Origin of the sequence: uncultured Succiniclasticum sp. (genome assembly GCF_902793885.1) — a bacterium.
In the GTDB taxonomy this organism is placed as follows: domain Bacteria; phylum Bacillota; class Negativicutes; order Acidaminococcales; family Acidaminococcaceae; genus Succiniclasticum.
The window spans coordinates 76448-102955 of the sequence record NZ_CADBFF010000002.1; the positions used below are offsets into that span (position 1 = coordinate 76448).

Here is a 26508-nt window from a genome sequence, read left to right on the forward strand (position 1 = left end):
CTAAGCCTATAATAATCTAAACCATATATTAATCTATTAAATATAATTATTTATAATATATTATAAAATAACTAACGTAGATTGCTGAAATTTCAATACCATCACAAAAAATAAAAAGGAGCCGTGAAAAAACTTAACGTTTTTTCACAGCCCCTTATACTTTAAATAACATACTTTACGCGCGCAGTGCTTTAATGAACTGTTTTTTGTTTGCAAAAGAAAACTAAAATTATTGATATTTCTTTATTGCCTTGGAAATAAGGTGTGCAGTATGCTCAAGTTCTTCGTCAGTGTGAGTAGCCATAAGTGCAACTCTGAGGCGTGCAGTACCCTTAGGCACTGTAGGATAACGAATAGCAGGAATCAAAACACCTTCGTTTTCTAACTCCTTTGCTACAGACATTGCCTTAGCTTCGTCACCTATGATTATGGGAATAATAGGAGTTGGAGAATTGGCATTTATGCCTTGTCTTCTTAAGCAAGCACAGAAGTAGTCAACATTATGTTGTAATTGTTTAACAAGAGCATTATCTTCTTCGATTAACTTCAGAGCTTCTAATGCTGCGCCCAAGGCTGCAGGACATTGAGCAGTAGAGAAAATAAAGCTACGAGCTTTGTTGATTAGATAATTGATTATAGCATTGCTAGCACACGCAAAACCACCTTCAGAACCTAGTGATTTGCTTAATGTACCCATAATAATGTCTGGTTCGGCAGTATAATTGAAATACTCTACAATGCCCTGTCCGTTAGCTCCAATTACGCCTGTTGCATGTGCTTCGTCCAACATAGATAGCAAGTGATATTTTTGACTTAATTTAACTATTTCTGGCAAATTAGCAATATCTCCATCCATAGAAAAAACTGCATCACTAACGATAAGACCTTTGCGATACTGAGTGGATACTATTTTTGTTTCTAAATCTTGCATATCATTATGCTTATACACGATTATTTTAGCCCCGCTCAAGCGACTGCCATCGATAATACTAGCATGGTTAAATTCATCACTAAAAATAACACTTTCTTTATCAGTTAAAGCGCTGATAATGCCAACATTAGCCATATAGCCCGTGTTAAACAGAAGTGTTGCTTCCTTTCTCTTAAATTTAGCCAATGCTTTCTCTAGTTCTTCTGCTAAAGCAGTATTACCAGTAGTCAAACGACTGCCTCCGCTACCTGCACCCCATAATAGAACGGCTCGTGCTGCTGCCTCTTTAACGCGTGGATTAGCTGCTAAATCAAGATAACTGTTGGAAGACATGAGTAGTTGTTTTTTCTCATTTACAATAGCATATTTGCTTTGTTCACTGTTCATAGTACGCATGGAACGGAACAGTGCATTCTTTTTAAGTTCATCTAATTTATTATTGATGGAAATTTCAGGGGCTTCGATGGTTATTTTTTCTGTTGGGAGGCTATCTACTAATACTGGAACTTTTTCAAGAAAATGAATTGCTTCTTCAGGCTTAGCTTGGCGACTATCAAAGATGAATATTCTTCCTCCATGGGGGTCGCCAACATTTTTAAGCGGCATAATTCTAGTATAACCATGCATTTTTGAAGCAAGGTAGCCTGTTACATAATCTGGATCATCAGAAATACATAGCTCTGCAACCATACCAGGAGTATTTACAACTTTTGTTGCTAATACAAGTGCTTCGCGGAAATGATTCTTATTGCTTGAAAGAGAATCTGAATCTGTTGCATCCATATATGTTACGCGTATGCCACGTTCTTGATTGGGATCAATTCTTTGGTTTGTGGCAATATCATACAAAACAGCACCACGCATAGGTTTAACGTTGCGTAACAAAGTAATAAGTTTATCAGGATTGGTAATACCAAGTTCATTTAGCATACTTGCCATTACTGAAAAGCTATCTTCGATATTTTGGCTTGGTTTTGTTGTAACTGGGAGGGCTGGTAGTCTGAGAACAGCTTCTTCACTAATTTCTTCTATTTTTAGGTTGATAAAGTCTGCAGTGCCTAAACTATGCTGTAAAGCTCTTTCGGTCAAGGTGCCAACTGCACTAGCTAATTGTTTTTTTTCGAGAATGCGTTCGGCTCCAGAAACATGGTGTTCTTTTTGTGAAGCACGCATTTTTATGCTGTATAAAGTCATGGTTTCTCCAATCTGTTATATTTAAAGATTCATTCTCTTAAAAAGAATTTGTGCTGGCTTATAAGCCACTAAAATTGTTATTGCAGTGTAAAGCATTCCTGGTACGGCGGCTATAACGAGTATCTGCCAATCTACTTGAGTTATTTGTGCTAAAGTTAGACGGGCCATAATTGTTCCTATGGGTCCGGCGACAATCAATGTTAAGAAATTTTTACCTCCGACAGCTATTATTAGTCCTACAACAAGTCTGAAGGTCATTGCTATGATTATATTAAATATATTGGTCAAACCAAGGATAAGCCCAAGAACACTTGCTAAAACACCAGCTGTTATATAAGTTTTAAACCCAAATAGGGCGCAAATTAGAACTGCGATAGGAGCTGATAATTGAAATTCGCCACCTGGAAAAACAGAGGGAATTTTAATTATTCCTGACAAGAGAATGATTGTAGCTAAAATACCAGTATGCGCTATGGTTTTGGAAAACCTGTTTTTCATTTTTAACCTAAAACTTCATCCATAGCAATTTTTGCAAGGCGTACAGCTTTTTCTAAATCCTTTTCTTCAATGTTAAGAGGTGGATTAAAATAAATAACATTACCAAGTGGGCGTAGCAACAGTCCGTGGGGCAGTGCTTTCTTATAGATTTCGTAGCCTATGCGTAGTTTGCCGTCAAAACCAGTTTTTGTTTGTTTATCTGTAACAAGTTCTAATGCATTGATTAAATTTATATGGCGGATTTCACCGATGTTTTTATGATTGACAAAAGCTTCGTTGAGCAGATTGTTGAAATATTCAGCTTTGGGTTGACATTTTTCTAAAATTTTATCTTCTTCAAGGATTTTCAGTACAGCTAAAGCAGTGGAACAGCCTAATGGATTGCCAGCATAGGTATGGCTATGCATAAATTGTTTGCCTTCGTTGTAATCTGCATAGAATGCATCATAGATTTTATCAGTAGTACAAACAATGGACATAGGCATATAACCACCGGTAAGTGCTTTACTAATGCACATGATATCAGGTGTAATATCAGCATGGTCACAAGCAAACATTTTGCCTGTACGGCCAAACCCTGTTGCGATTTCATCCGCAATCAAAAGAACACCATATTCGTTGCAGAGCTGACGTAATTTCTTTAAGTAAAGAGGGGGATATATGCGCATACCAGCACAGCCTTGAACAATTGGTTCAACGATAATTGCTACGGTTTCCTTGGCATAATTTGCAAAGGCTTCTTCTGCGTATTTAAAACATTCACATTCGCAACATTCTCTGTTTTTATTAAACGGACAACGATAGCAGTCAGGTGCTTCAACGTGGATGTTGTTCATCATCATTGGCTTATAAATCTGTGCAAACAAGTCCATGCTACCAACAGAAAGGGCGCCAATAGTTTCTCCATGATAGCCTTCTGATAAGCACATGAAACGAGTTTTTTCAGAATGTCCTGTTTGATGTTGATATTGGAATGCTAATTTTAAAGCTATTTCTACTGCAGCAGAGCCATTATCTGCAAAATTTAACTTGTTAAGTCCTTTGGGAAGAATATTTACAAGTTTATCAGCTAAATCGATTGCTGTTTCGTGAGAGAAGTTAACGAAAATTACGTGTTCTAATTTGTCCAGTTGGGCTTTTACAGCAGCATTGATTTTGGGGTTACAGTGTCCTAAAAGATTGCACCACCAGCTGGAAATAATGTCTAAATAGCTATTGCCGTTAACATCGTATAAGTAAGCACCTTCACCATGATCAATAACGATGGAAGGAAGTGTTTCGTAATCTTTCATTTGACAGCAGGGGTGCCAAATGTGAGCAAAATCTCTTTGTGCTAATTCATTCATTCTATCCATTTTAATTCTCCTCTTAAAACATTATTTATATAAGCTTGTTAGCAGGTCGACGTCGATTTCAAGATTATCTGCATTGGGTGGAACGCAGGCTAAGATGGGCACTCCACCAATTGCTTCTATCATTTTTTTGTTATCAACTTGCATAAAGTCATTGTCATCATAATTGTTTAATATTATGCCTCGTACTGGAATGTCATGTTCTTTTAGATAAAAAATAGTTAAGATACATGCGTTTATTGATCCCAGTGCGGCAGTAGAAATTACAAGAGTACCTAAATTAAGTTCTTTTATGATGTCTTCTAGCAATATATGTTGTTCGTCCCAACGGATTGGACAAATAATACCACCACTACCTTCCATAGTTACGTATTCATATTTTTCTAGACTTTTGGCATAATCCTCGGAAATTTTAGCTAGTTCCACAGGATTGCCTTCGCGAAGAGCTGCTAAGTGGGGCGATACAGCTTCTTCGTAGATGTAGGAAACTAGTTCTTGAGGTTTTACATCTAAACCAGCCATTCGTCTTACAAAGTCTGCATCTCCTGGTAGCAGGCCTTCTGGAGTAATTTCCGCACCGCTGAGTGCTGCCTTATAATAGCCTGCATTTAGTCCAGCTTCACGCAATTTCTTTACGAGTAAACCAGTTACGTAGGTCTTACCTACATCTGTTCCTGTTGCAGTAATAAATATTCCTTTTCCCATAATTTTACGTTTACCGCCTTTCGTTAATTGGTTAACTTAGACTCATTATAAAGCTAACCAAATTCATTGTCAACCTAGTAAACAAGTAGGGTTAACGATAAAATCTGCATAAAAAAGAAGGGGCCGTGAAAAAACGTTAAGTTTTTTCACGGCTCCAAAGGCTGTCAATTATTTCTTGGCTTTTTTAGCTTTGGTCTTTTTGGGTTTAGGGATTTCAATCTTGGCAGCTTCAGCTTTAACAGCAGAGCTTACTTTTAAAATCCTCCGTTAAATTATATTTTTATAGAGCAGTTCAAGCTCTTCAACGTCTATGCAATGTGGAAATGCATTATTTTTCACGGATTCCAGGCATATGTCAAAATCAAGCCATTTTACGCTGTCAATCTCTTCAGGTTGCAGGGTAAAATGGTTTTCTTCTTTATCACATGGGAGAAGAGATTAAATCGATTAGTGACGATGAACTTATCGAGCTCATCATAGGCAAGACAGAATCAGTGAAGCGGTTTCTTGAAAGGACTCCTGACCTTTACAGAGCGCTTGCAAATCTTTACGGTATTCCGGACAGAGCATCAGGGCTTACTGCTAGATGCAGGGAAAGACTGGCTGCAGCTGTAGAACTTGGCAGACGGATGGCTAAAGGAAAGCTTCCCGACCTGCAGCACTTCAGCGATCCTGCTACTACTGCGTTATATCTTGCAACCGAGCTTCAGTATCTTGAAAAAGAAATGTTCCTGGTCCTGTCGCTTAACTGCAAGAACATGGTAGTAGGCAAGGACGTAGTCTCGGTAGGCTCTGCCGTTAATACCGTAGTAAGCCAGCGTGAGATTCTGATGAGCGTCATGCGTCATAACGGAACCTCGTTTATCATAGCCCATAACCATCCGTCAGGCGACCCGAAGCCCAGCATGGAAGACGTAAGGGTTACGGATAATTTGAGAAAGGTATGAGTTTTTAAAGAACTATCTTAAAGAGCTTGACGATATAGATCATCCTTATGACTTTATCAGGATAGGCGAAAATATCGAAGACTTTGAAGTAACGACTGAGCTTGGTATCCTCGAACTTAGACGTGAGGTAGGAATCAACGTGGATATGGAAAACGAATGGCTAGAATAATTTATATGGAAAAATTATATAAAAATACCATAATAATTATAGAAGAATTATGTATAAAGAGGTGAATCATGGAAAAGAAAACGACAGTTATCATTACTGAGGGAAAAATCATTAAAAGAAAATTATGCCGTGAATGCAGGAAAAAGTTCTTCGGAGAAATCCCGAAATATTGTCCTGACTGCGGAAAACTTATCGAAAAAAATAAAGAAGTTGCGTAGAATTTTGGCACGACTTGACATATGACAAGTGGTATAATAAATATCTTGACATATGTCAAGTTATTTATTATACTTATTATCGCGAGGTGATAGTAATGGACGCCAAAATTATTAAAGACTTACAGGATTTGACCTATTTATCCTGGACTAAAATAAGAAATTCCTCAGGAACCGCAGGTTCGTTTTTAAAAGCCTACGATGACTTCGGAACGAAGAAAAAATATTATAAACTATCTAATTACAATATCGAAGAAGGTATCGTGGGACATGAAAGTATAAATGAAATTATTGTTGACCGCTTACTAACTTTACTTGGTATCCCGCATTTAGCTTACAATCTCATACACGCCAACATTGTATTAGACGATAAAGCCATTGATACCTATGTATGTATGTCCGAAGATTTCAAAGAACCAGGAGAAAGCAAAATCGCTTTAGATGCATACTTCCAAGCAGAAAGAAATAACGGTGAGAATCTACTGGAGTTCTGTATAAGACAGGGCTGGGAAGAATATATATATCAGATGCTGGTTATAGATTATTTGATTTTAAACAGGGACAGACACGGAGCCAATATTGAAGTGCTCAGGAATAGACGTAAAAAGACCATGCGCTTGGCTCCTCTTTTTGACCACGGATTATCTCTGGCTTTCAGTTGCATGGATGAAGAAGCACTGCAAAAATTTGATGTTCTGTCAGATTTGCGTGTACAGTGCTGTGTCGGCAGCAATTCTGTCCTTAGCAACCTGAAAATTATACCCAAAGACAAACGTCCTAGGCTTAGCTCTTTAAAAGAAACTGATGAGGTTTTGTTAATGGAAGGGCTGGAAGATATATTGCCAAAGCCATGGCGTGATAAAATATGGGCTATGATATGGAAAAGGTGGCAGGTTTATGAAGGTATTTGCAATCAGGGATGAGGAAGAATACAGCAATAAAGATTTAGCTTACTTGATTTACTATGAAGCAGATAAACGCTTCTATATTGAGTTGCCAGATGATGCAGACCCCTGGGAGACACCGCTCCTTTTAGCATCTTTTGCAAAAAAAGGTTATAAAACGATAAATTCATACTGGAGCAGGCTGTGGGTTCAACAAAGGATTGTACCGACAGACAGACAAAATCTTGGTCAGGTATTAAAAGATAATGCTCTTACAGAATATAATGAATTTGATTTGCTGATGTTAGGTCATGGTAGATGTGCACAAGACAGTTATTATCTTGTTCCCATAGACGAAGCCGTTGTGCTAAAGAAATTTGGTGAACGATATGCAAAAAAGGTAGAGGATGTTATACCGCTAAACAATAACAGTCTTTTGGTTTTCTTCAGAAACGGAGAGGTAAAGCGTTGCGATATCAATAACCTTAAGAAAGATGATAGATTTTTTAAGCCTGTTTTAGCTTCAAAAGCATTGTTTGATAGAGTGTCTGTTCAAACGGGAGGATATAGTATATACTGGGGAGAAAATGCAGTAATACCAGACTCGGTACTTTATGATATCGGAATAAATATTCCGTTATGTATGGATGACTTTATCAGCTTTTTAGCCAATAGGGTTATCAGTACAGCTGAAGCAGCGAAACTGCTTAACTGTACCAGGCAAAATATAAGTGATCTTGTCGCAAGAGATAAACTTCATCCTGTAAAAACTGAAGATAAAATCAAATTTTTCCTCAAAAGCGAAATTATGCAGAGAATGTGGAAGTAAAATCACACGCTTTCCAAACACTGATAGGTAGCTAATACCTAAATCGTGTCTGGAAAGCGTGTTTTGTTTTCGAAGGTATAATATGAAATTTGAATGTCAAGGAGGAATAATTATGACAGCTAAAAATTTTATATGCCCTAACGGCGAACAGGTTACAATAGAACAATGTCTTGCAGGATGTGTCTACGGGCATGCCTGCATTGCAAGACCTACACTTTACAGCCTTGCTGCCGGCTGCAGGGACAGAAAGCTTGACAGGTTCTCGGTTACGGAGCTTATCCGTGGAGCCCGTGAAAGCTATCTCATGAAAATCAATGACTATGCTATTGATCCGATGAGTTTAGTATTTTCTACCTTCGGTACGGCAGTACATAAGGCTCAGGAGCTTGCAGCGCTTAAGGCACAGGGAATAATGACGGAGACCAGGCTTGAAAACGATATAGCAACCGGCCAGATTGACGCCTACGGGCATATCTTCAATGACTACGAGAACGTCATCTGCGATTATAAGGTGACTACCAGCTATAAAGCCATGAAGGCACTGGGATATGGCTATAAGACTGAGCAGGTAGATACAGGCGAAGTATATAAGGTCGGTGCCAAGAAGGGTCAGCCTAAATATAAGACGGTCAAGGTCTGGAGTGAGGACTGCAGACGGGACGTATGGGAGTGGACCTTACAGCAGAACTTTTATCGTATGCTGCTAGAAGAAGCTGGCTATAAAGTTGACGGCATGTATATCCAGATGCTGATCCGTGATTACAGTACCCGTTCAGCTGAAGACAGACATATCTATAGGCCGATTTATACCGTAAAGCTGAATAAAATCAGTAACCACTGGCTGAGATTATGGTTTAAGGCTAAGAAGGAAAGAATAGAGCAGGCAATCCTTACAGGAAATATGCCTGCTGCCTGCTCTAAACGTGAAACCTGGGACGGCATCAAGTGTCAGAGCTTCTGTAACGCAGCGCCGTTCTGTGATAGAAACAATTGCGGATAGCAGAATAGATTGCTACTACTGGTAGAATGACACGCCCGTCTGGCTGTGGTAGAATTACACATGTTCGATGGAACAGTTAAATTTTCCTAGAATTATGGAGTCGGTAGCACAATGGTAGTGCGCCTGATTGTGGCTCAGGTTACGGAGGTTCGATTCCTCTCCTTCTCCCCAGACGGGTATTTAGCTCAGCGGTAGAGCATCCGACTTTTAATCAGGGTGTCCCGCGTTCGAGTCGCGGATGGATCACCATTTTTTTTACTCTTTTTAATCAGCGTCTCCTAAAAAAATAAAAAGCTGGACTGAAGTTTTACAAATGGAATTGCTTCAGTCCGGCTTTTTTTATGAGACGAAAGAGAAACGAATGAATCAGGGTTTCCTTACATTGGAAACAGTAAAAAGATATTTATAAATGCACTCATGCATCGCAATTCTCAAACCAATGCTACATACGCGTAGGCCACATAGCAGGCTACCAGCAGCACGCCCTCCCAGCGGACAATCTTCATCTGGGTGAAACCGAAGAGCAGGAGCAGTACGGTGGCGCCCACGGCCACATAAGCGTCGCTGAGGAAATTGGGGGCGCAGGGGATGGGAAGAATCAGGGCGGAAGTGCCTAATACAAACAGCAGGTTAAAAATACAGCTGCCCACCACGTTGCCTACCGCCAGATCCGCATTGCCCCGGAGCGCTGCTGTGACCGAAGTCACCAGTTCCGGCAGGGAAGTGCCCAGCGCTACGATGGTAAGGCCGATGACCCGGTCGCTGATGTTAAAAATTTTGGCCAGGGCAACAGCGGCGTCCACGGCGTAGTCGCTGCTGACCAGGATCACGGCAAGGCCCACGATGGTAAGGGCGATAAGCTTCCAGATGGAAGGGGATTCTGCGGGAACTGCTTCCCCGGTTTCTGTAGCTGCGGCAGGTGTGACGCCTGCTTCGGTATCGGCAGTCGGAACATCTGCTGCGGTTTCCGCAACCGCTTCAGGCGAACCGGTTCCTTCTGTTTTTTGGACCGCTGTTTCAGCCTGTGCGGGAACCTCTGCCGGTTTTTGTTTGGCCTGGCGAAGCAGATAGGCGATGTAAAGCAGCAGGCCTGCCCATAAGAGCGCGCCGTCCACTCTGGTGATGAGGCCGTCTCTGCCCATGAGTACAAAGAGTACGGTGACAATGATAGTAAAAGGCATCTCGTAACGGACGGTAGAACGTTCTATCTTTAACGGGGTGATGGCAGCCACAACACCCAGAATGATAAAGATGTTCATAATGTTGCTGCCGATGACATTACCGATGGAGATACCGGCGCTTCCTTTGGCTGCCGCTGCAATAGACACCGCCGCTTCCGGTGCGCTGGTGCCCATGGCGACAATGGTAAGCCCGATGATCAGTTCCGAAATGCCAAACTTTTTAGCGATGCCGGAGGCACCGTCCACAAACAGGTCGGCCCCTTTTACCAACAGGGCAAAGCCGATGATTAAAATAGCCAGTTGTTTGATAATCTCTATGCTCATAAGTTAAAACACATTCCTTTACACTTCAGTTCTCTTTCATTAACATGGACAGGGGCATCCCGCCGATGGTCGTTTTCCAGTCTTTATGGGGAGCGGTGACGGCTACGATTTTCTGCGCCGCAGAGTCGGCCACGAGAACTTGTCCCTGCATTTCGCCTTCAGTCCGGAAAATGGTCTTCCCGCTGACGGAATCCCTGATGGAAAAAGCAATGGGACGGACCTCGAAGACACCTGCATTGGTGATCTTGACGTCGGAATAGATCTGGCCGCAGAACACGCCGTCGCTGAGCATGGGTTTCCCGTAGATGTTCAGGGGAACGATCTTGGCCTTGATGGGAACCGAAATCAGGTTGACGAAATCGTTTACGGTCCGGACATCGTCCTTGTGGTCATGGAAGTAATAGACATCGTATTGCTGATAGTTATTCGCAGGCTGGGATGTACAGGGGAACAGGTGATTCAGGATCAGCGCGTCCGTCGTATTTACATAGACCGGGTTGTTCTTAACTGCGTAACGTCCCAGATAGGTCCAGTTTTCCGCAAAGGCCTGGGAGGCGAACAGCAGTAAGACAGCGAGGCAGAGTAAAATCCGTTTCAGCATAGGTACCATCCTTTCCTAATCAGTATTTCCTTCATTAAAAATTTTAATCAAAAAGAGTGTAAGCAACTTATCCGCTGCTGGTCTTGCGCCGGTTTTACAGGAATTCTATTGCAATATCTTTTTCATTAAAAAATTGCATTTATGGCAGGCGCAATTTACACCTGTAATAAATATAGTATGAATACACAGGTTTTGCAAGCGTTCTTTCGGATGGATCGGGTCGTAACCGTTACTTTTTTTACAGCTTTTATATATAAAATGATGATTTATGGCAGATATGAGGACAGAATTATTTAAAAACTATTTACTTTATTGGCTTTTGCGCTTACAATATAGGATGTATAGTTATAAGTAAAACACATACATGGAATTGCATTACTTTTTTTGCTTTCAACTGTACAAAAAATGAGGGAAGGAAATGAGGGAAAATGTTTAAATTATCCGGTTCTAAAATGAAAGCATTGACGGCAGCCCTGATGCTGACGCTGGCTGTAGGGATGGCCGGCTGCGGCGGCGGAGATAAAAAGCCGGCGCCGAAAGCGGAAAAAAAATTTAATGTAGGTATCGTACAGCTGGTAGAGCATGCTGCGCTGGATGCTGCCAATAAAGGTTTTGTGGACGGATTGGCCAAAAAGGGCTTTACCGAAGGAAAAAATATTACCTTTGACCGGCAGAATGCCCAGGCAGACCAGTCTAACCTGCAGAACATTGCCAACCGGTTTGTCAACAATAAAGTGGATCTGATCTGCGCCATTGCTACGCCTTCCGCGCAGTCTGTGGCCAACGCAACGAAAGAGATTCCCATCGTGGGTACGGCCATTACCGATTATAAATCCGCAAAACTGGTGAAAGATCCGGCAAAACCGGGCACGAACGTTACTGGCACCACGGACATGAACCCCATCAAAGAACAGGTCGAACTGCTGCAGAAAGTGGTTCCCGCTGCCAAGAATGTAGGCGTTATTTACTGCTCCAGTGAAGTAAACAGCCAGATCCAGGTTGAAATCCTGAAAAAAGAAGCGGCGGCAAAAGGCCTGACGATTAAGGAAGCTACCGTTTCCACCGTTAACGATATCCAGCAGGCTGCCCACAGCCTGATCGGCAAGGTTGATGCCCTGTATATTCCTACTGATAATATCATGGCTTCCGCCATGCCTACCCTGTGCAAGGTGACCGATGAAGCCAAGCTGGCCGTTATCTGCGCGGAACCCGGTGAAGTAAAGGCCGGCGGCCTGATCACGCTGGGCATTGATTATTACATGCTGGGCGAAGAGACCGGCGCCATGGCGGCGGAAATCCTGAACGGCAAAGCAAAACCCCAGGATATGGCCATCCGTTCCCAGAAGCAGTTCAAGGCTGTTGTGAACCAGAAGAAAGCGAACCAGCTGGGTATCAAGATTCCGGAAGAGCTGCTGAAAGGCGCGGAAGTAATTAAGTAATCTGTTTGCGTGTATCGGGAACTGAAAAACTGTATTGCATACCGTTTGAACCGGCAAACATGTTGTGTTGCGGGTAAACAGTTCCTCCAATCTGATGGTGACAGGCAGGGCCGGATCCGTCGTAACAAACGGATCCGTTCCTTTTTGTATGTAACAGTTTTAATTTAGCAGTTTAATTTTACAAAGAATTCGAGGTCAATGTTTTATGAGTAACCTGGCTGTGTCCACTGTGGCACAAGGTTTGTTGTGGGCTGTTATGGCCCTTGGCGTGTATGTGACATTTCGTGTACTGGATCTGGCGGACCTGACCTGTGAAGGCAGTTTTCCGCTGGGAGCGGCTACGGCGGCTACGCTGATGGCGACCGGCCACAGCGTCAGCACTGCGATTCTGGCGGCAGCGGTGGCAGGCATGCTGGCCGGCGCGGTAACGGGCTTCCTGACGACAAAAATGAAAATCCCTGCACTGCTGGCGGGAATCCTTACCATGATTGCGCTGTATTCCGTCAATCTGCGCATCATGGGCAAAGCCAATTTATCCTTATTAGGCGTGGATACGGTGTTTACGTTTACCCAGAAGGCGATGGGCCTGAATAATGCCCAGACCACCTTTGCGGTAGGGCTGACGGCAACACTGGTCATCGGCATCGGCATGTACTGGTTCTTTGGGACGGAAATCGGCGCGGCGATCCGTGCGACCGGCTTCAACCAGCAGATGATCCGGGCCCAGGGCGTGAATACGGATATGACCATCATTCTGGGACTGATCATCAGCAATGCCCTGATTGCCATTTCCGGCGCGCTGGTCGGACAGAACAACGGATTTGCGGATGTAGGCATGGGCGTAGGCACCATCGTAATCGGTCTGGCGTCAGTCATCATCGGCGAAGTGCTGTTCGGCACCCGCAGTTTTAAAAACTGCATGATCTCCGTAGTGCTGGGGTCTGTTGTGTACCGTATCGTCATTGCCGTGGTACTGCAGATGGGCATGCCGCCCAACGATCTGAAGCTCTTTACTTCCGTGCTGGTGGCTGTCGCACTGTCCATGCCGCTGATCAAGGCGAAGTTCAAGGGCAGAAAGGTGGCGCGCTGATGTTACAGGTTGAACATATTTATAAAACATTTTTCCCCGGAACGATTAATGAAAAAAGGGCTCTTGTGGACACCACCCTGCATCTGAAACCGGGAGATTTTACCACGGTGATCGGCAGCAACGGGGCCGGCAAGTCCACCATGCTGAATGCCATTGCCGGTGTCTGGCCCATTGACAAGGGCCGCATCGTCATCGACGGCGTGGATATTACGAAAGAGCCGGAGCATAAACGGGCCCGGTACATCGGACGGGTGTTCCAGGATCCCATGCTGGGGACGGCGGCCGGTATGATGATTGAAGAAAACCTGGCCATCGCATCCCGTCGGGGGCAGTTCCCCGGTCTGGGATGGAGCAGCACCAGCGAGCAGCATGACCGGTTTTATGAAATGCTGAAAGAACTGAACCTGGGTCTGGAAGACCGGATGACCGCCCACGTGGGCCTGCTGTCCGGCGGCCAGCGGCAGGCGCTGACGCTGCTGATGGCGACCATTAAAAAACCGAAATTATTATTGCTGGATGAGCACACGGCGGCGCTGGATCCGAAGACAGCGGAAAAAGTCCTGGAGCTGACGGATACGATCGTAAAACGGGATCACCTGACGACCCTGATGATCACCCATAACATGCGGGACGCCCTGCGTTTCGGCAACCGTCTGATCATGATGCATGAGGGCCGGGTGCTGATCGATGTGGATGGCGAAGAAAAGAAAAACCTGAAGATTGCCGACCTGCTGGCCATGTTCGAAAAGGCAAGCGGCGACGGAATGGCCAGCGACAAATTGCTGCTGGGATAAAAAAATACGTAAATGCTTCAAAAGCCTGAACCAGTGGAAAGAGAATCTGATTCAGGCTTTTGTTACCGCCGGTCAGCGTGTGTTGACTGATTGTTTGCGCAGTGTTTTATTTGAGGATGTGGAATCATGGAGCAACATCTGATTGTTGCGATAAAGGCGATCATACCCCTGTTTCTCCTGATCGGAGTGGGGATTTATATCCGCTGGCAGAAAATGCTGACGGACACCGAATTACAGCATGTGAATTCGATGATCTTCCGGATCTTCTTTTTCTGCATGATGTTTTATAACATGTATACGACGACGCTTGCCACGGCTTTGCGTCCGCGGCTGATCATATTTACGGTGGTCTCTTTGTTCGTCATGCTGTTGATTTCCGCGGTGGTCGTATGCACGGTGGAGAAAGACAACCGATCCAGAGGCGCCATGCTGCAGGCGCTGTTCCGCAGCAATTTTGTGCTGCTGGGCATCCCCCTGGTGGAAAACATTTTTGGCTCGGAAGCCCTTGCGGTACCCACGATGATGATCGCATTCATTTCCCCGATTTATAATACGGTGAGTATCTTCTTTCTGGAACATTTCCGGGGCAACGGAAAATTTTTCCTGCCGGAGACTCTCCGGGTCGTGCTGAAAAACCCCATGATCATCGGCGGCATTCTGGGCGCGGCATTTATGCTTTTGGGAATTACGGTGCCGGAACCTGTCTTAAAACCGATCCGCCAGATCTCATCCTGCACTTCTCCGGTGGCGCTGCTGATTCTGGGGGCTTCGTTCCGGTTCGGGGAAATCAGTAAAGAAAAACGCAACCTGGTCATCGTAGTGCTGGGGCGTCTGGTGGTAATACCGGCAGTAGTGCTGGGCACAGCGTACATCATGGGCTTCCGGGGTGTTGATTTTGTGACCCTGATCTGTATTTTTGCGACGCCCTGCGCCGTGGCCAGCTTTGCCATGGCGCAGCAGCTGGGAAGCAATGCGGTACTGGCCGGAAACAGTGTGGTTCTTTCTTCCGCTTTTTCCGGTATTACGTTGTTTGGCTGGATTTTATTATTCCAAATGGCAGGCGCGTTTTAAGGAGACGCTGAGTAAATGTTGTTGCTCCGGTGTTGCCAAAATGGAAAAAACGTGCTAAAATCTTACAGTAACTAATAGAAACAGTTTCTTCCTGCGGGCATAGTTCATTGGTAGAATGAAAGCTTCCCAAGCTTTAGAGGTGGGTTCGATTCCCATTGCCCGCTCCAATAAAAAATAACTCCTGTCATAGCGGCAGGAGTTTTTTGTTTTGGTGAGGGGTTACGGTTTAGCGTTTTTCAAAGTAATGGTGACTTCCACTGTGGCGTTTTCCGGCAGCTCTTCCGGTTTTTTGCCGGAGAAGAGCGTGACGGTGTTCTGTTCGATTTTGCGGATGACGGCAGGAAATTCTTTTTTACTTCCGGCGGCGCTCACACTGGCTTCCATTCCTTCGGCAAGCCGGGAGTCTGTGAGTCCGGTCGTGATTTTGATCGTACAGTCTGTGGCAGACAGGATCCGCATGACAGGCTGTTCTTTTTTTACCGCTTCCCCGTTTTTGGCTAAGATCTGCCGGACAGTACCCGTGGCGGGGCTGACAATTTCACTGCCTTCCACGGTCAGGACGGCAGCGTCGTAGGCCGTCCGGTTCTTTTGCACCTGCTGCTCCAGTTCAGCCAGCTCTTCCGGGGTGTACGAGCGGCTGGCCTGTTCGTAGCGGGCCTGTGCAGCGGCAAGCGTGGCCCGGGCGCTTTGCAGGTTCAGCTCTGCCTGCTGCAGCCGGACACGGCTGATGCCACCCACTTTGTACAGACGTTCCATCTTAGTATAATTCTGTTCGGCGTTTTGCACTTCGGCCCGGGCGCTTTGCAGTTCGGCAGCGGCAGAAGCGCGGCCGGCTTCCTTGTTCCCCTGGGTGGCGTTGTTCAGACGGGCCTGGGCTTTGGCCAGTTCGGCAGCGGCTTTCCCCACTTCCGGATTCTCGTCCTGAGTCCCCAGGCCGAAGAGGGGCTGCCCTTTGCGGATGCGCTCCCCCGGTTCCAGGATCAGGCCGCGGACCTCTCCGTCCACCGGCGCCTTGACTGTATACAGGACGGCTTCCGTCTTGCCTTTCAGGCGAATGCTTTTTTCGGTTGTCTGCGGTTTGCTGCAGGCTGCAGTAACGAGTAAACAAAACAGCAGCAACAGCGTACATACTTTTTTCATTGCGTGTCTCCGATGTAAGGAATCTGTGATTCCTTAAGATTGTATTACATTTTCCCGTTCTTGTCACATAGTATCATAAAAAAACGTCTTTTTTGTGAACGGGGGAAGTTTGCAAATTCTTCATAAAAATGAATGTAAAGAAGTTTACAATGAAGTGTAAAATGTTATATAATACTTTAGAAAAGTGTTTTAAATGTTATAAGATACAGAACGGTTTTTTGAAAAATGTAAATTTTTTCTCACAGAAAAGGAAACGCTGATGTTTTTTGATAATTACGATACCCCTGTGTTCCGTCCTCCCAGTGAGGCGAACAGTTTTATCCTGCGGGTGACCCGGGGCTGTGCCCATAATAAATGCACATACTGTAATATGTACCGGGGCGTACCCTTTCAGGTGCTGACCGATGAAGAAATCGCCCGGCAAATGGCGCTGGCTTATTCCTACAACCGGGACGGTGTACGCCGGGTCTTTCTGGCTGACGGCGATGCGCTGGTTTTGAGCACGGACCGCCTGCTGCGTATCCTGCATGCGCTGAAGCAGTATTTCCCCCATTTGCAGCGGGTCTCTTCCTATGCGGCGCCCAAGGATATTCTGCGGAAAACGCCGGAAGAACTGGTACAGCTGCGTGAAGCCGGGCTGAAACTCCTGTACTATGGCATGGAAAGCGGCGACTCCGTCACATTGAAAGCCGTGAACAAAGGCGTGGACGGGCCCCAGTCCATTGAGGCAGGCAGGCGTGTGGTTGAAGCCGGCATGAAGCTTTCCATCATGATCATCCTGGGAATCGCAGGCGTGGAAGGCAGCGAACGCCACGCACTGGAAACGGCGAAAGCGATCAGCCAGATACAGCCTACCATGCTGAGCGCCCTGTGCCTGATGCTGTATCGGGGCAGCGAACTGAAAGAGCAGTTTGAGCGGGGGGAATTTCATCCTCTTTCCCCGGGCGGTCTGATGCACGAGCTGCACCGGATTCTGGAACATGTGGAGCTGCCGGAACACTGCCATACGATATTCCGGAGCAATCACGTTTCCAATTATGCCAATTTTGCTGGCAACCTGCCGAAAGATAAAGAACGGCTGCTGGTGGAAGTGCAAATGGCAGCAGAAGAACTGGATAAGCTGAAAACCTGGGATGTTTATAACGACGACAGGTATTGATGAGAATTGTACTAAGACTGATAGAGTGAGGAAGATACACCTGACAGCAGTGTGTATCGTACGTGAATTGTATGCAGTATAAAGGATTACGAAGAAGGATTGCCAAAACGGTGGCTGCCGGACTGGTGGCATCTCTGTATCTGGGCTGGGGGTCGCAGCTGTTTGCGGCTCCGATGATTACCAATATGCCCCACCGGGCGGACGGCACGCGTATCACGGGCAGTCAGCCTGTACCCAAAGAGATGCCTCACGATGTGGCGGTGAAGACAAAACCGGCCACACCGAAGCCGGCGACGCCGCCTACCCAGGCAGCGCCGAAAGTGGAAACACCGAAACCGGCCACACCGAAGCCGGCGACGCCGCCTACCCAGGCAGCGCCCAAAGCGGAGGCTCCGAAACCGGCCACCCCGAAGCCGGCGACGCCGCCTACCCAGGCAGCGCCCAAAGCGGAAACACCGAAACCGGCCACACCGAAGCCGGCGACCCCAAAACCAACGGTAAAACCGGCAACAGCCAAATTGCCGACAAAACCGCCCGGTCTGGAAACGAAAAAGCCTGATTCGGTGAAACCGGCTGCCCCGGCAAAGACAACGAAAGCGAAGAAACCGGCAAAGCCGGAACAGGTAAAAGCGGTTTATAAGGTGGGGGACAAGGGATGGAAAGTCAAACAGGCGCAGCAATACCTGCAGAAACTTGGCTTTGATCCCGGCGAAACAAACGGGCAGTTTACCAAAGCGACACGCAAAGCCCTGCGCAAGTTCCAGAAAAAATATAAACTGAAAGAAACCGGAAACCTGGATAATGCGACCTATGAAGAACTGAAATGGCAGGCGGAAGCCAAGGAATACGGCGGCAATGTGGCCAGCACCAAAATCCTGAAAACGGCGGCCCAGTACAAAGGCGTGCCGTACGTGTTTGGCGGAACCACACCGCGAGGCTTTGACTGCTCCGGATATGTACAGTATGTGTTTGCCAAACACGGGATACGCCTGACGCGTACGGCGGACACCCAGGCGCGGGAAGGCAAGTTTGTTTCCAAGAAGAATCTGAAACCGGGAGACCTTGTATTCTTCACCACATACGAACCCGGCGCGTCCCATGTAGGGATCTATGCCGGCAATAACCTGTTCTGGAACGCAACCAGTTCCAGAGGCATCATGCTCAGCAATTTAACTGACAGCTACTGGGGACCGCGATACTATACGGCCCGTCGGATCCTGACCGGTAACGACCGCAGCCGCTGAAACAGATGAATGGGGAGAGAGAGGGAATCTGCAATGATTCGAGAAAAAAGAAATAAAGAAAAACTAACGGCATATTATAATAAATTCATGGATGACGGCATCGTGGATCCCAACGTGCATCCGTGGGTGGCGGAATCCTGGCAGCGTTGCCGGAATCTCCGTCTGCCCCATGAAACCATGCCCCGGGTCAACCGTCTGACCCGGGAACAGGTTTTGGAACATCAGAAAACCCACGCGCATATCGTGGAGTATGTGGACGGGCTGTATGAACAGAATAAACAGCATTTTAACTCCCATAACCTCAGTATGCTGCTGATCGACAGCGAGGGCTACATAATCAAAAATTATGCCATGCCCTTTTTCCAGCGCGTCATGGATGATATCCAGGGAATGCGCGTACTGGAAAGCGATATCGGAACGTCCAGTATCAGTGTTGCCCGGGAACATAACGTACCGTTCCTGATGTTCGGACCGGAAATGTGGATCCGGGAAAGCCATAACGGGGATGCCTGCAGCGCGCCGATCTGTGTGCAGGGAAAAATCCGTTATATCCTGTCATTCTGCTCGGTAGACCAGAGTGAACTTCCCTACGACCTCCTGCTGTCGCTGCTGATGACCATGAAATATTCCGTGGAGAAGTATCTGGAGATGCTGATCTATTGGAACGTGCAGAAGATGATCCTGAACGAGCTTCCGGTCAGCGTGTACTGGCTGAACCGGGATGAAAAGATACAGTATTGCAACGAAAACGGGAAGAAACGGTTAGACGGGAAGAGTTCTCTTTCGGATGTGTTCCTGAACTATGAACATATTCCGGTACGGCAGGCTTTGGCAGGGAAACCGGCGTACCGCCGTGAAATACCGTGGATCACTGCGGATCGCACTTATGAGGATATAACAACGGCTTTGCCTGTCCGGCTGGGTCAAAACGTGGAAGGGGCCGTGCTCCTTTCCATGTCCATTGAGGATTTAAAGACCACCATTGCCCACGCCACCGGTTACAGCAGCCGGTACAGCCTGTACAGCATGGTAGGCGAAACGACGGAGTTTCTGGCGCTGCAGCACAAAGCGACGCGGATCGCCAGGGCGGACAACAATATTTTGCTGCAGGGCGAGCCGGGTACCGGTAAACAGCGTCTCGCTCACGGTATCCATCAGGCCAGCGCCCGGGCGGCGGCTCCCCTTATCGTTGTGAAATGTTCGGACGAGTCCCCCAAGGCGATGGAAGAAGAATTTTTCGGCAGGCCGGACGGTGATAATCCGCCGACAGCAGGGAAATTGGAGCTGGCCATGGGGGGAACCCTGTTTATTGATGAAGTGGAAAAACTGCCGGTCAGCTTAGGGGACCGGCTGGCGGACGTTTTGCGGAACGGCCTGCCCGTGCCGGGATCTCATGAACGGAAAAAGCTGAATATCCGTGTAATCGCAGCCTGCGACAGCAACCTGAAACGTCTGGCAGACAAAGGGCTGTTCAGCCGCCAACTGTTTGAAATGGTACTGGATACGGTCATGCGTATCCCGCCGCTGCGGGAACGGGTGAAGGACATTTCCGTGCTGGCCAACCATATCCTGGCGGAAATGAGCGCCCAGTACAACATGCCCCAGAAACATCTGAGCCCGGAAGCGCTGAAGATGCTGACCGGCTGCAGCTGGCCCGGCAACATCAAACAGCTGCAGGGCGTGATCGAACGGGCTTTCTTCCATGTGCCCGGCAGCCTCATTGAAGCGGAAGATATCAAGATGCCGGTAGACAAAACCATGGAAAAATCCTGGAAATATGATAAAGATGCCTTTATCTCCGTATGGAAATCCGCCGGCGGCAATATTTCCAAACTGGCCTCCATGCTGGACGTCAGCCGCGTAACCCTGTACCGGTATCTGAAAAAATATAATCTGGGACCGGGTTCGGCAGAAAAGAAAAACTAAAGGAACTCTGACACATGCGCTTACGAAAGAAACCCTGGATCGAAAAAGCAATGCCGGAAGTGATCGAGGCGGGCTTTTTGTACAGGGAACATATAGAACGGTTTAAAGGCCGCTGGCAGGAACGGTTTCCGGGCAAAGAGATCTGTCTGGAAATCGGTTGCGGAAAAGGCGGCTTTATTACGGGAATGGCTGCGCTGCACCCGGAAAAAGCCTTTATCGGCATCGAGACCCAGTTTGACATTTCCTATTATCCGGCCCGCAAAGCGATGGAAGCGGGGATGGACAACTTGGTGATCCTCAATGGGGACGCAGCGTATATGGAAGACTGGTTTGCACCGGGAGAAATCAAAACACTCTACCTGAATTTCAGCGACCCCTGGCCCAAGGCGAAGCAGGCGAAACGCCGCCTGACCCACCGGAACTTTCTGGGCCTGTACCTGAAGCTGCTGGGTGTCGGCGGACGGTTGTTCTTTAAAACGGATAACCGGAAGCTGTTTGATTTTTCCGTGGAAGAATTTAAAGAATTCGGACTGGAGATCCACGGGCTTTCCTATGATCTGCATCACAGCAGCTATCGGAATGAAGTCCAGACGGAATACGAGAAAAAATTCAGCGGGATGGGAACACCCATAAACTATTGCGAAGCCGTTTTTACGGAAAACTCGGGAAAAGTGGTTACCCGTTCCCCCAGGAATATCCGTCCGGAAGAAAGCCCGTCATAATACGAGGATACTAACACACATTATGCGAGAACGATTCATGTTATGGGAAAATCCCAAAGACGCCATTATTACGCTGATGATCCTGCTGATGGTCATCGGCTGTGTGAATGTGTTCAGCGCCAGCTTCGTCAGGGCGGAGGCTATGACCGGAAATCCCTACCACTTCCTGGTCCGGTATCTGGGATACGCGGCAGCCGGCGGACTGGTGTTCTGCGTCACGGCCTTTCAGGTGAACTATAAACGGCTGATGAGCCCACGGTTTTATATGGTCGTTGCCGGCATTACCATAGTTTTGCTGGCGGCGACACTGGGAATCGGAACCGTGGTAAACGGTTCCCGGCGCTGGATCTATATCGGCGGCTTTTCTCTGCAGGCATCGGAACTGGCCAAGGTTTCGGTCATCCTGATGGCGGCGTCTTTTTTGGGAGACCGGCTGCAACGGGGCCTGCGGGTCAGCCTTTTAGGGTATCCGTCGAATCAGGCGCTGATTATTTCCCTGGTTTTTGCGGCCCTGATTTTCCTGCAGCCGGATATGGGAACCGCTACCATTGTGTTTGCGCTGATGCTGGGCATGTATGTACTGGCAGGAATTCCCAAAATGCAGATTTTGTCTCTGGGAGGGCTTGGCGTACTGATCTGCGCTCTGGCCATGATGGCGCCCTACCGCCGGGCCCGTATCTTTCTCTGGTGGGATCCGTGGCAAGACCCCCAGGGCGGAGGCTATCAGATGACACAGTCCCTGATGGCCATTGGCAGCGGCGGGCTGACGGGGTTGCCCTGGGGACAGGGTTCCAGTAAATTCTTTTTCCTGCCGGAAGCCCATACGGACTTTGCCTTTGCCATTTTCTGCCAGGAATGGGGCTATATCGGCGCGCTGTTTTTAATCGCCTGCTTTGTGATCATGGCCTGGGCCATGGTTACCATCGCCATGAATGCGAAAGACCGGAGAGGATACATGCTGGTAGCCGGAGCTACCCTGTTCCTGATCGGGCAGGCTGCGGCCAACATGGCCATGGTCACCGGTCTGTTTCCGGTTATCGGCGTGCCGCTGATGTTTATCAGTTACGGCGGTACATCCCTGATTGCCAATATGTTTACCCTGGGGCTTGTCGTAGCGGTATACCGGAATGAAAGCGCCCGGGAGACTATGGAAGAACGCATTGCGGCCGGCCTTCCCCCTACGGAGGAGAACAGGCTGCGGGTGGTCTCCTCGAACCGGAACAGGAGGCCCTTCGAATGAAACGAATCAAGTTTACGTTACAGGACAGCCGGAACCGTCTGTTGTTTCTGGGCGGTCTGATTCTGTTCATGTTCATTGCCGTGGCCATCAAGCTGCTGTGGATTCAGATTGTCAGCGGCACGGAGCTGGGGAAACGGGCTACCATACAGGTTACAGACAAGATCAAACGGCATACGCCCCGGGGGCGGATCGTGGACCGGAACGGGGAAGAACTGGCGGTCAGCATCATGGTGCATTCCCTGTATGTGAATCCCGATGAGATGAACAAGAGCGCCAAACCCGGCAAAGAGAAGACAGAATACCGGGACATCCCCCGGATCGCGGCCAAGAAACTGGCGCCGGTTCTGAACATCAGCGAAAACGCTTTGTATGAAGAATTTACACTGAAAGGCCAGTTTGTCTGGGTCAAGCGTATGCTGGAACCGAAAGACTATGAACAGGTCGTAAAGATTATTAAAGAAAATAAACTGCCGGGCCTGCATTTTATTGCCGAAAGCAAACGCTATTATACGAAAAAATCCATGGCAGCCCAGGTACTGGGCTTTGTGGGAACGGACGACAGCGGGCTTTCCGGACTGGAACTGGCTCTGGACAGCATTCTGAAAGGCGCGGAGATGCGCCAGACAAAAATGGTGGACGCCATGGGCCGCACTATTGCCGACCAGGACACGGATCTGGAAGAGAACCGGGAAAAGATCCAGGTGGCCACCGTGTATCTGACCATCGACAGCAAGATGCAGTTTGTCATCGAAGACGCGCTGGATGACGCCATGAAACGGACCAATGCGGCAGCTGCCGCGGTGCTGATCATGGATCCCCATACCGGGGCGATCCTGGCTATGGGCAGCCGGCCCACGTTCGATCCCAATCATTTTGGGAAGTACCCGGCCGTCAACTGGCTGAACCGGGCCATCTCCATTATTTACGAACCGGGGTCCGTCTTTAAACCTATCGTTGGCACCATGGGCCTGTCGGAAGGTATTGTAACGCCGGATACGCCCATCAACGATACAGGCTCCATCCGCATTGCGGACCGTGTCATCAGCAACTGGGACGGCTCGGGCATGGGGATGTGCAAATTTGAAGATATCATCAAGTACTCCATCAACACCGGCATGGTGCAGCTGGGCATGAAACTGGGCGCCCAGCGGGAAATCGAGTGGGCCAAACGATACGGGTTCGGCACTGCCACCGGCATCGAGCTGCCCAGCGAGGAAGACGGGATCCTGTACGATCCGAAGAACATGTATGAGCCGGATATTGCCACCCTGGCTATCGGGCAGGGCATTGCGGTGACGCCGCTGCAGGAACTGCGGGCCATCTGCGCTATTGCCAACGGCGGGGAACTGCTGCGGCCCTACATCATCGACCGCATCGTGGCCCCTAACGGCGAAGTGATCCGCAAAGGCAAAAAGCAGGTGGTGCGGAACGTGATTAAGCCGGAAGTGGCGGCCCAGATGCGTACCATGATGGAAAAAGTGGTCAGCGAGGGCGGCGGTAAAACAGCCCGGATCAAAGGCTACCGGATTGCAGGAAAAACAGGTACCGCCCAGAAGATCGCCGAACAGGGCGGGTATGCACCGGGGAAATACATCGCTTCCTTTGTAGGCTTTGTACCGGCGGACAAGCCCCAGTATGCCATGCTGGTCATGCTGGATACACCCCGGGGCGCATTCTACGGCTCCCAGGTATCCGCGCCTATTTTCCGCGACACCTTGCAGCAGATCCTGGTGGCCAAGGGCATACAGCCCAGCAACAGCGAAGGCCTGCCCAGCTTTGAAGCCCACGTAAAACCGGGACAGCGAGTGGAAACGCCCAAGTCGCTGCCTGCCTTGAAACAAAAAGGAAATAACTGGATCGTGCCGGACTTTTCCGGTTTCGACGCCCGGGCGATTACCGGAGAACTGCAAAAAGGAAATCTGGTACTGGAACCTTACGGTTCCGGAAAAGCCTATAAACAGAAACCTTCTGGCGGTACGGAAGTGCAGCCCGGAACAAAAATAGAAATTTGGTTTCGGTAAATGAGATTTTAGGGTATAATAGAAAGGTAAACGCAAACGGTAGCGGTATCGAAAAGCGCACATATAAATTTAGTTACGTTATAAAGAAATTACAGGGAGAGGAAGAAGAAAAGGAGGAGTTGCCATGTTGTCTGATATCGAGATTGCCCAGCAGGTAAAAATGCTGCCTGTTACGGAGATTGCGGAAAAATTGGGGATTGATCAGGAAGATCTGGAGTTGTACGGAAAATATAAAGCCAAACTTTCCTACGATCTGATCCGCAAAGTGGAAGACCGGAAACCGGGAAAGCTGGTGCTGGTGACAGCCATTACCCCGACTCCGGCCGGGGAAGGGAAATCTACCACGACAGTAGGTCTGGCCCAGGGGCTGCAGAAAATCGGGAAAAAAGTTATCGTTGCCCTGCGCGAGCCTTCGCTGGGGCCCTGTTTCGGTATCAAAGGCGGTGCGGCCGGCGGCGGTTATTCCCAGGTGGTGCCCATGGAAGACATCAACCTGCACTTTACCGGCGATTTCCACGCCATCACTTCCGCCCATATGCTGCTGTCCGCCATGCTGGATAACTCCATCCAGCAGGGGAACCCGCTGAACATCGACCCCCGCCGGATCATCTGGAAACGGGTCGTGGATATGAACGACCGGGCCCTGCGGAACATTGTCATCGGTCTGGGCGGCAAAGCCCACGGCGTACCCCGGGAAGACGGCTTTGATATTACCGTGGCCAGTGAGGTCATGGCGATCCTCTGCCTGGCTTCCAACTTACATGACTTGAAAGAACGGCTGAAACGAATTGTTGTGGCTTACAACTATGACGGCAAACCGGTTACGGCGGAAGACCTGCATGCGGCCGGCGCCATGGCGGCTCTGCTGAAAGATGCGGTAAAACCGAACCTGGTCCAGACACTGGAACACGTGCCGGCCATCATCCACGGCGGCCCCTTTGCCAACATCGCCCACGGCTGCAACAGCGTCATGGCCACCCGCACGGCCCTGCGTCTGGCGGACTTCACCATTACGGAAGCCGGATTCGGCGCTGACCTGGGCGCAGAGAAATTCTTCGACATCAAATGCCGTCAGGCGGGGCTGGCCCCGGACGCCTGCGTGCTGGTAGCCACGGTCCGCGCCCTGAAGATGCACGGCGGCGTAGCCAAAGCAGATCTGAAAGAGCCCAACGTGGAAGCGGTGAAGAAAGGCCTCCCGAACCTGGGCAAACATATTGAAAACATCTTTAAGTTCGGCGTACCTGTGGTGGTTGCCATCAACATCTTCGCCCAGGATACCAAAGAAGAACTGCAGGCTGTGTACGATTTCTGCGCCGGTATGGGCGTCAACGTAGCCCTCAGCGACGTATTCGCCAAAGGCGGCGAAGGCGGCGTGGAACTGGCCAAAGAAGTGGTTGCCCTGGCGGAGAGCGGCATGGCCCGCTTCAAACCCATTTATCCGCTGGAAATGTCCCTGCGGGAAAAAGTCGCTACTGTTGTAAAAGAAGTGTACGGCGGTGACCGGGTGGAATTCCAGACCAAAGCGGCTCAGGCCCTGGACCAGTATGAAAAAGAAGGCTACGGCAACCTGCCGGTCTGCATGGCCAAGACCCAGTACTCCCTGTCGGATGACCCGGCCCTGTTAGGCGCGCCTTCCGGCTTTACCGTAAATGTAAAGAACGCCAAGATCAGCGCCGGCGCCGGCTTCATCGTCATTTACACCGGCGACATCATGACCATGCCGGGCCTGCCCAAGAAACCGGCTGCGGAAAGTATTGACGTAACGGATGAAGGCAAGATCAGCGGACTGTTCTGATTGCTTCTTCTGCTGTGTGCACAAACCCATTGACAGA

General features: G+C 48.3%; 23 protein-coding genes and 2 tRNA genes. 18 read left to right on the forward strand and 7 right to left on the reverse strand.

Annotated features, from left to right (window positions below; all coding sequences use genetic code 11):
• Window positions 1–229: 229 nt before the first annotated feature.
• Genes bioF through bioD form a run of 4 tightly spaced genes read right to left on the reverse strand, consistent with a single transcriptional unit; the run spans window position 230 to window position 4680 of the window.
• Window positions 230–2125: an 8-amino-7-oxononanoate synthase gene (gene bioF, locus QZV31_RS01465; protein WP_295354223.1), complete on the reverse strand. Its 1896-nt coding sequence runs from the start codon at window positions 2123–2125 to the stop codon at window positions 230–232.
• Window positions 2126–2146: 21 nt separating this feature from the next.
• The gene (locus QZV31_RS01470) at window positions 2147–2623 is read right to left on the reverse strand and encodes a hypothetical protein (RefSeq protein ID WP_295354226.1); all 477 of its coding nucleotides are present in this window, start codon (window positions 2621–2623) and stop codon (window positions 2147–2149) included.
• Between the two features lie 2 nt (window positions 2624–2625).
• Window positions 2626–3969 carry an adenosylmethionine--8-amino-7-oxononanoate transaminase gene (bioA, locus tag QZV31_RS01475; protein ID WP_366508672.1) on the reverse strand — a complete coding sequence of 448 codons (1344 nt, stop codon included), beginning with the start codon at window positions 3967–3969 and terminating at the stop codon, window positions 2626–2628.
• A 30-nt stretch (window positions 3970–3999) separates the two neighbouring features.
• Complete coding sequence (gene bioD, locus QZV31_RS01480; RefSeq protein ID WP_295354232.1) at window positions 4000–4680, reverse strand: dethiobiotin synthase; 681 nt, start codon at window positions 4678–4680, stop codon at window positions 4000–4002.
• 629 nt (window positions 4681–5309) lie between these two features.
• On the opposite strand from bioD, the gene QZV31_RS01485 reads away from it, so the two are divergent.
• From QZV31_RS01485 to QZV31_RS01510, 6 genes are all read left to right on the forward strand, one after another.
• Window positions 5310–5627, forward strand: coding sequence for a JAB domain-containing protein (locus QZV31_RS01485; RefSeq protein WP_295357140.1), 318 nt, complete (start codon window positions 5310–5312; stop codon window positions 5625–5627).
• 237 nt (window positions 5628–5864) lie between these two features.
• A complete protein-coding gene (locus QZV31_RS01490; protein ID WP_295354237.1) occupies window positions 5865–6014 on the forward strand; it encodes a hypothetical protein in 150 nt (49 codons plus the stop codon).
• A 95-nt stretch (window positions 6015–6109) separates the two neighbouring features.
• Window positions 6110–6934 carry a hypothetical protein gene (locus QZV31_RS01495; protein ID WP_295354239.1) on the forward strand — a complete coding sequence of 275 codons (825 nt, stop codon included), beginning with the start codon at window positions 6110–6112 and terminating at the stop codon, window positions 6932–6934.
• Window positions 6909–7724 carry a helix-turn-helix domain-containing protein gene (locus tag QZV31_RS01500; protein ID WP_295354242.1) on the forward strand — a complete coding sequence of 272 codons (816 nt, stop codon included), beginning with the start codon at window positions 6909–6911 and terminating at the stop codon, window positions 7722–7724. Before QZV31_RS01495 ends, QZV31_RS01500 begins: the two co-directional genes overlap by 26 nt.
• Before the next feature lie 112 nt (window positions 7725–7836).
• The gene (locus QZV31_RS01505; RefSeq protein WP_295357143.1) at window positions 7837–8724 is read left to right on the forward strand and encodes a hypothetical protein; all 888 of its coding nucleotides are present in this window, start codon (window positions 7837–7839) and stop codon (window positions 8722–8724) included.
• A 97-nt stretch (window positions 8725–8821) separates the two neighbouring features.
• Window positions 8822–8895, forward strand: a tRNA-His gene (locus QZV31_RS01510).
• A 260-nt stretch (window positions 8896–9155) separates the two neighbouring features.
• On the opposite strand, the gene QZV31_RS01515 is transcribed toward QZV31_RS01510, so the two are convergent.
• Together QZV31_RS01515 and QZV31_RS01520 are read right to left on the reverse strand one after the other, a co-directional pair.
• On the reverse strand, window positions 9156–10229 hold the full coding sequence (locus QZV31_RS01515; protein ID WP_295357145.1) for a calcium/sodium antiporter: 1074 nt from the start codon (window positions 10227–10229) through the stop codon (window positions 9156–9158).
• 25 nt (window positions 10230–10254) lie between these two features.
• The gene (locus QZV31_RS01520) at window positions 10255–10830 is read right to left on the reverse strand and encodes a hypothetical protein (RefSeq protein WP_295357148.1); all 576 of its coding nucleotides are present in this window, start codon (window positions 10828–10830) and stop codon (window positions 10255–10257) included.
• Window positions 10831–11327: 497 nt separating this feature from the next.
• Between QZV31_RS01520 and QZV31_RS01525 the strand changes: the two genes are divergently transcribed.
• From QZV31_RS01525 to QZV31_RS01545, 5 genes are all read left to right on the forward strand, one after another.
• A complete protein-coding gene (locus QZV31_RS01525; protein ID WP_366508673.1) occupies window positions 11328–12269 on the forward strand; it encodes an ABC transporter substrate-binding protein in 942 nt (313 codons plus the stop codon).
• A gap of 205 nt (window positions 12270–12474) precedes the next feature.
• A complete protein-coding gene (locus QZV31_RS01530; protein WP_093728844.1) occupies window positions 12475–13359 on the forward strand; it encodes an ABC transporter permease in 885 nt (294 codons plus the stop codon).
• Entirely contained in the window at window positions 13359–14153 is a 795-nt protein-coding gene (locus QZV31_RS01535) for an ABC transporter ATP-binding protein (RefSeq protein ID WP_295357154.1), read from the forward strand. Before QZV31_RS01530 ends, QZV31_RS01535 begins: the two co-directional genes overlap by 1 nt.
• A gap of 126 nt (window positions 14154–14279) precedes the next feature.
• Entirely contained in the window at window positions 14280–15224 is a 945-nt protein-coding gene (locus tag QZV31_RS01540; protein WP_295357157.1) for an AEC family transporter, read from the forward strand.
• Between the two features lie 93 nt (window positions 15225–15317).
• Window positions 15318–15391, forward strand: a tRNA-Gly gene (locus tag QZV31_RS01545).
• A gap of 52 nt (window positions 15392–15443) precedes the next feature.
• Here the strand turns inward: QZV31_RS01545 and QZV31_RS01550 are convergent.
• Complete coding sequence (locus QZV31_RS01550) at window positions 15444–16364, reverse strand: HlyD family efflux transporter periplasmic adaptor subunit (protein ID WP_295357160.1); 921 nt, start codon at window positions 16362–16364, stop codon at window positions 15444–15446.
• A gap of 259 nt (window positions 16365–16623) precedes the next feature.
• Between QZV31_RS01550 and QZV31_RS01555 the strand changes: the two genes are divergently transcribed.
• The 7 genes from QZV31_RS01555 to QZV31_RS01585 all read left to right on the forward strand — a co-directional run bounded on the left by QZV31_RS01555 (window position 16624) and on the right by QZV31_RS01585 (window position 26471).
• Window positions 16624–17523, forward strand: coding sequence for a radical SAM protein (locus QZV31_RS01555; RefSeq protein WP_295357162.1), 900 nt, complete (start codon window positions 16624–16626; stop codon window positions 17521–17523).
• Between the two features lie 71 nt (window positions 17524–17594).
• Entirely contained in the window at window positions 17595–18767 is a 1173-nt protein-coding gene (locus QZV31_RS01560) for an NlpC/P60 family protein (protein WP_295357164.1), read from the forward strand.
• 33 nt (window positions 18768–18800) lie between these two features.
• Entirely contained in the window at window positions 18801–20693 is a 1893-nt protein-coding gene (locus tag QZV31_RS01565; protein WP_295357166.1) for a sigma 54-interacting transcriptional regulator, read from the forward strand.
• Between the two features lie 14 nt (window positions 20694–20707).
• On the forward strand, window positions 20708–21415 hold the full coding sequence (trmB, locus tag QZV31_RS01570; protein WP_295357168.1) for a tRNA (guanosine(46)-N7)-methyltransferase TrmB: 708 nt from the start codon (window positions 20708–20710) through the stop codon (window positions 21413–21415).
• Window positions 21416–21452: 37 nt separating this feature from the next.
• Window positions 21453–22655: a putative peptidoglycan glycosyltransferase FtsW gene (locus QZV31_RS01575; RefSeq protein ID WP_295357171.1), complete on the forward strand. Its 1203-nt coding sequence runs from the start codon at window positions 21453–21455 to the stop codon at window positions 22653–22655.
• Window positions 22652–24676 (forward strand): penicillin-binding transpeptidase domain-containing protein, encoded by a 2025-nt coding sequence (locus QZV31_RS01580; protein ID WP_295357173.1) that lies wholly within the window; start codon window positions 22652–22654, stop codon window positions 24674–24676. Before QZV31_RS01575 ends, QZV31_RS01580 begins: the two co-directional genes overlap by 4 nt.
• Before the next feature lie 124 nt (window positions 24677–24800).
• Window positions 24801–26471, forward strand: a complete 1671-nt coding sequence (locus QZV31_RS01585; protein ID WP_093728853.1) for a formate--tetrahydrofolate ligase — start codon at window positions 24801–24803, stop codon at window positions 26469–26471.
• The last annotated feature ends 37 nt before the right edge of the window (window positions 26472–26508 follow it).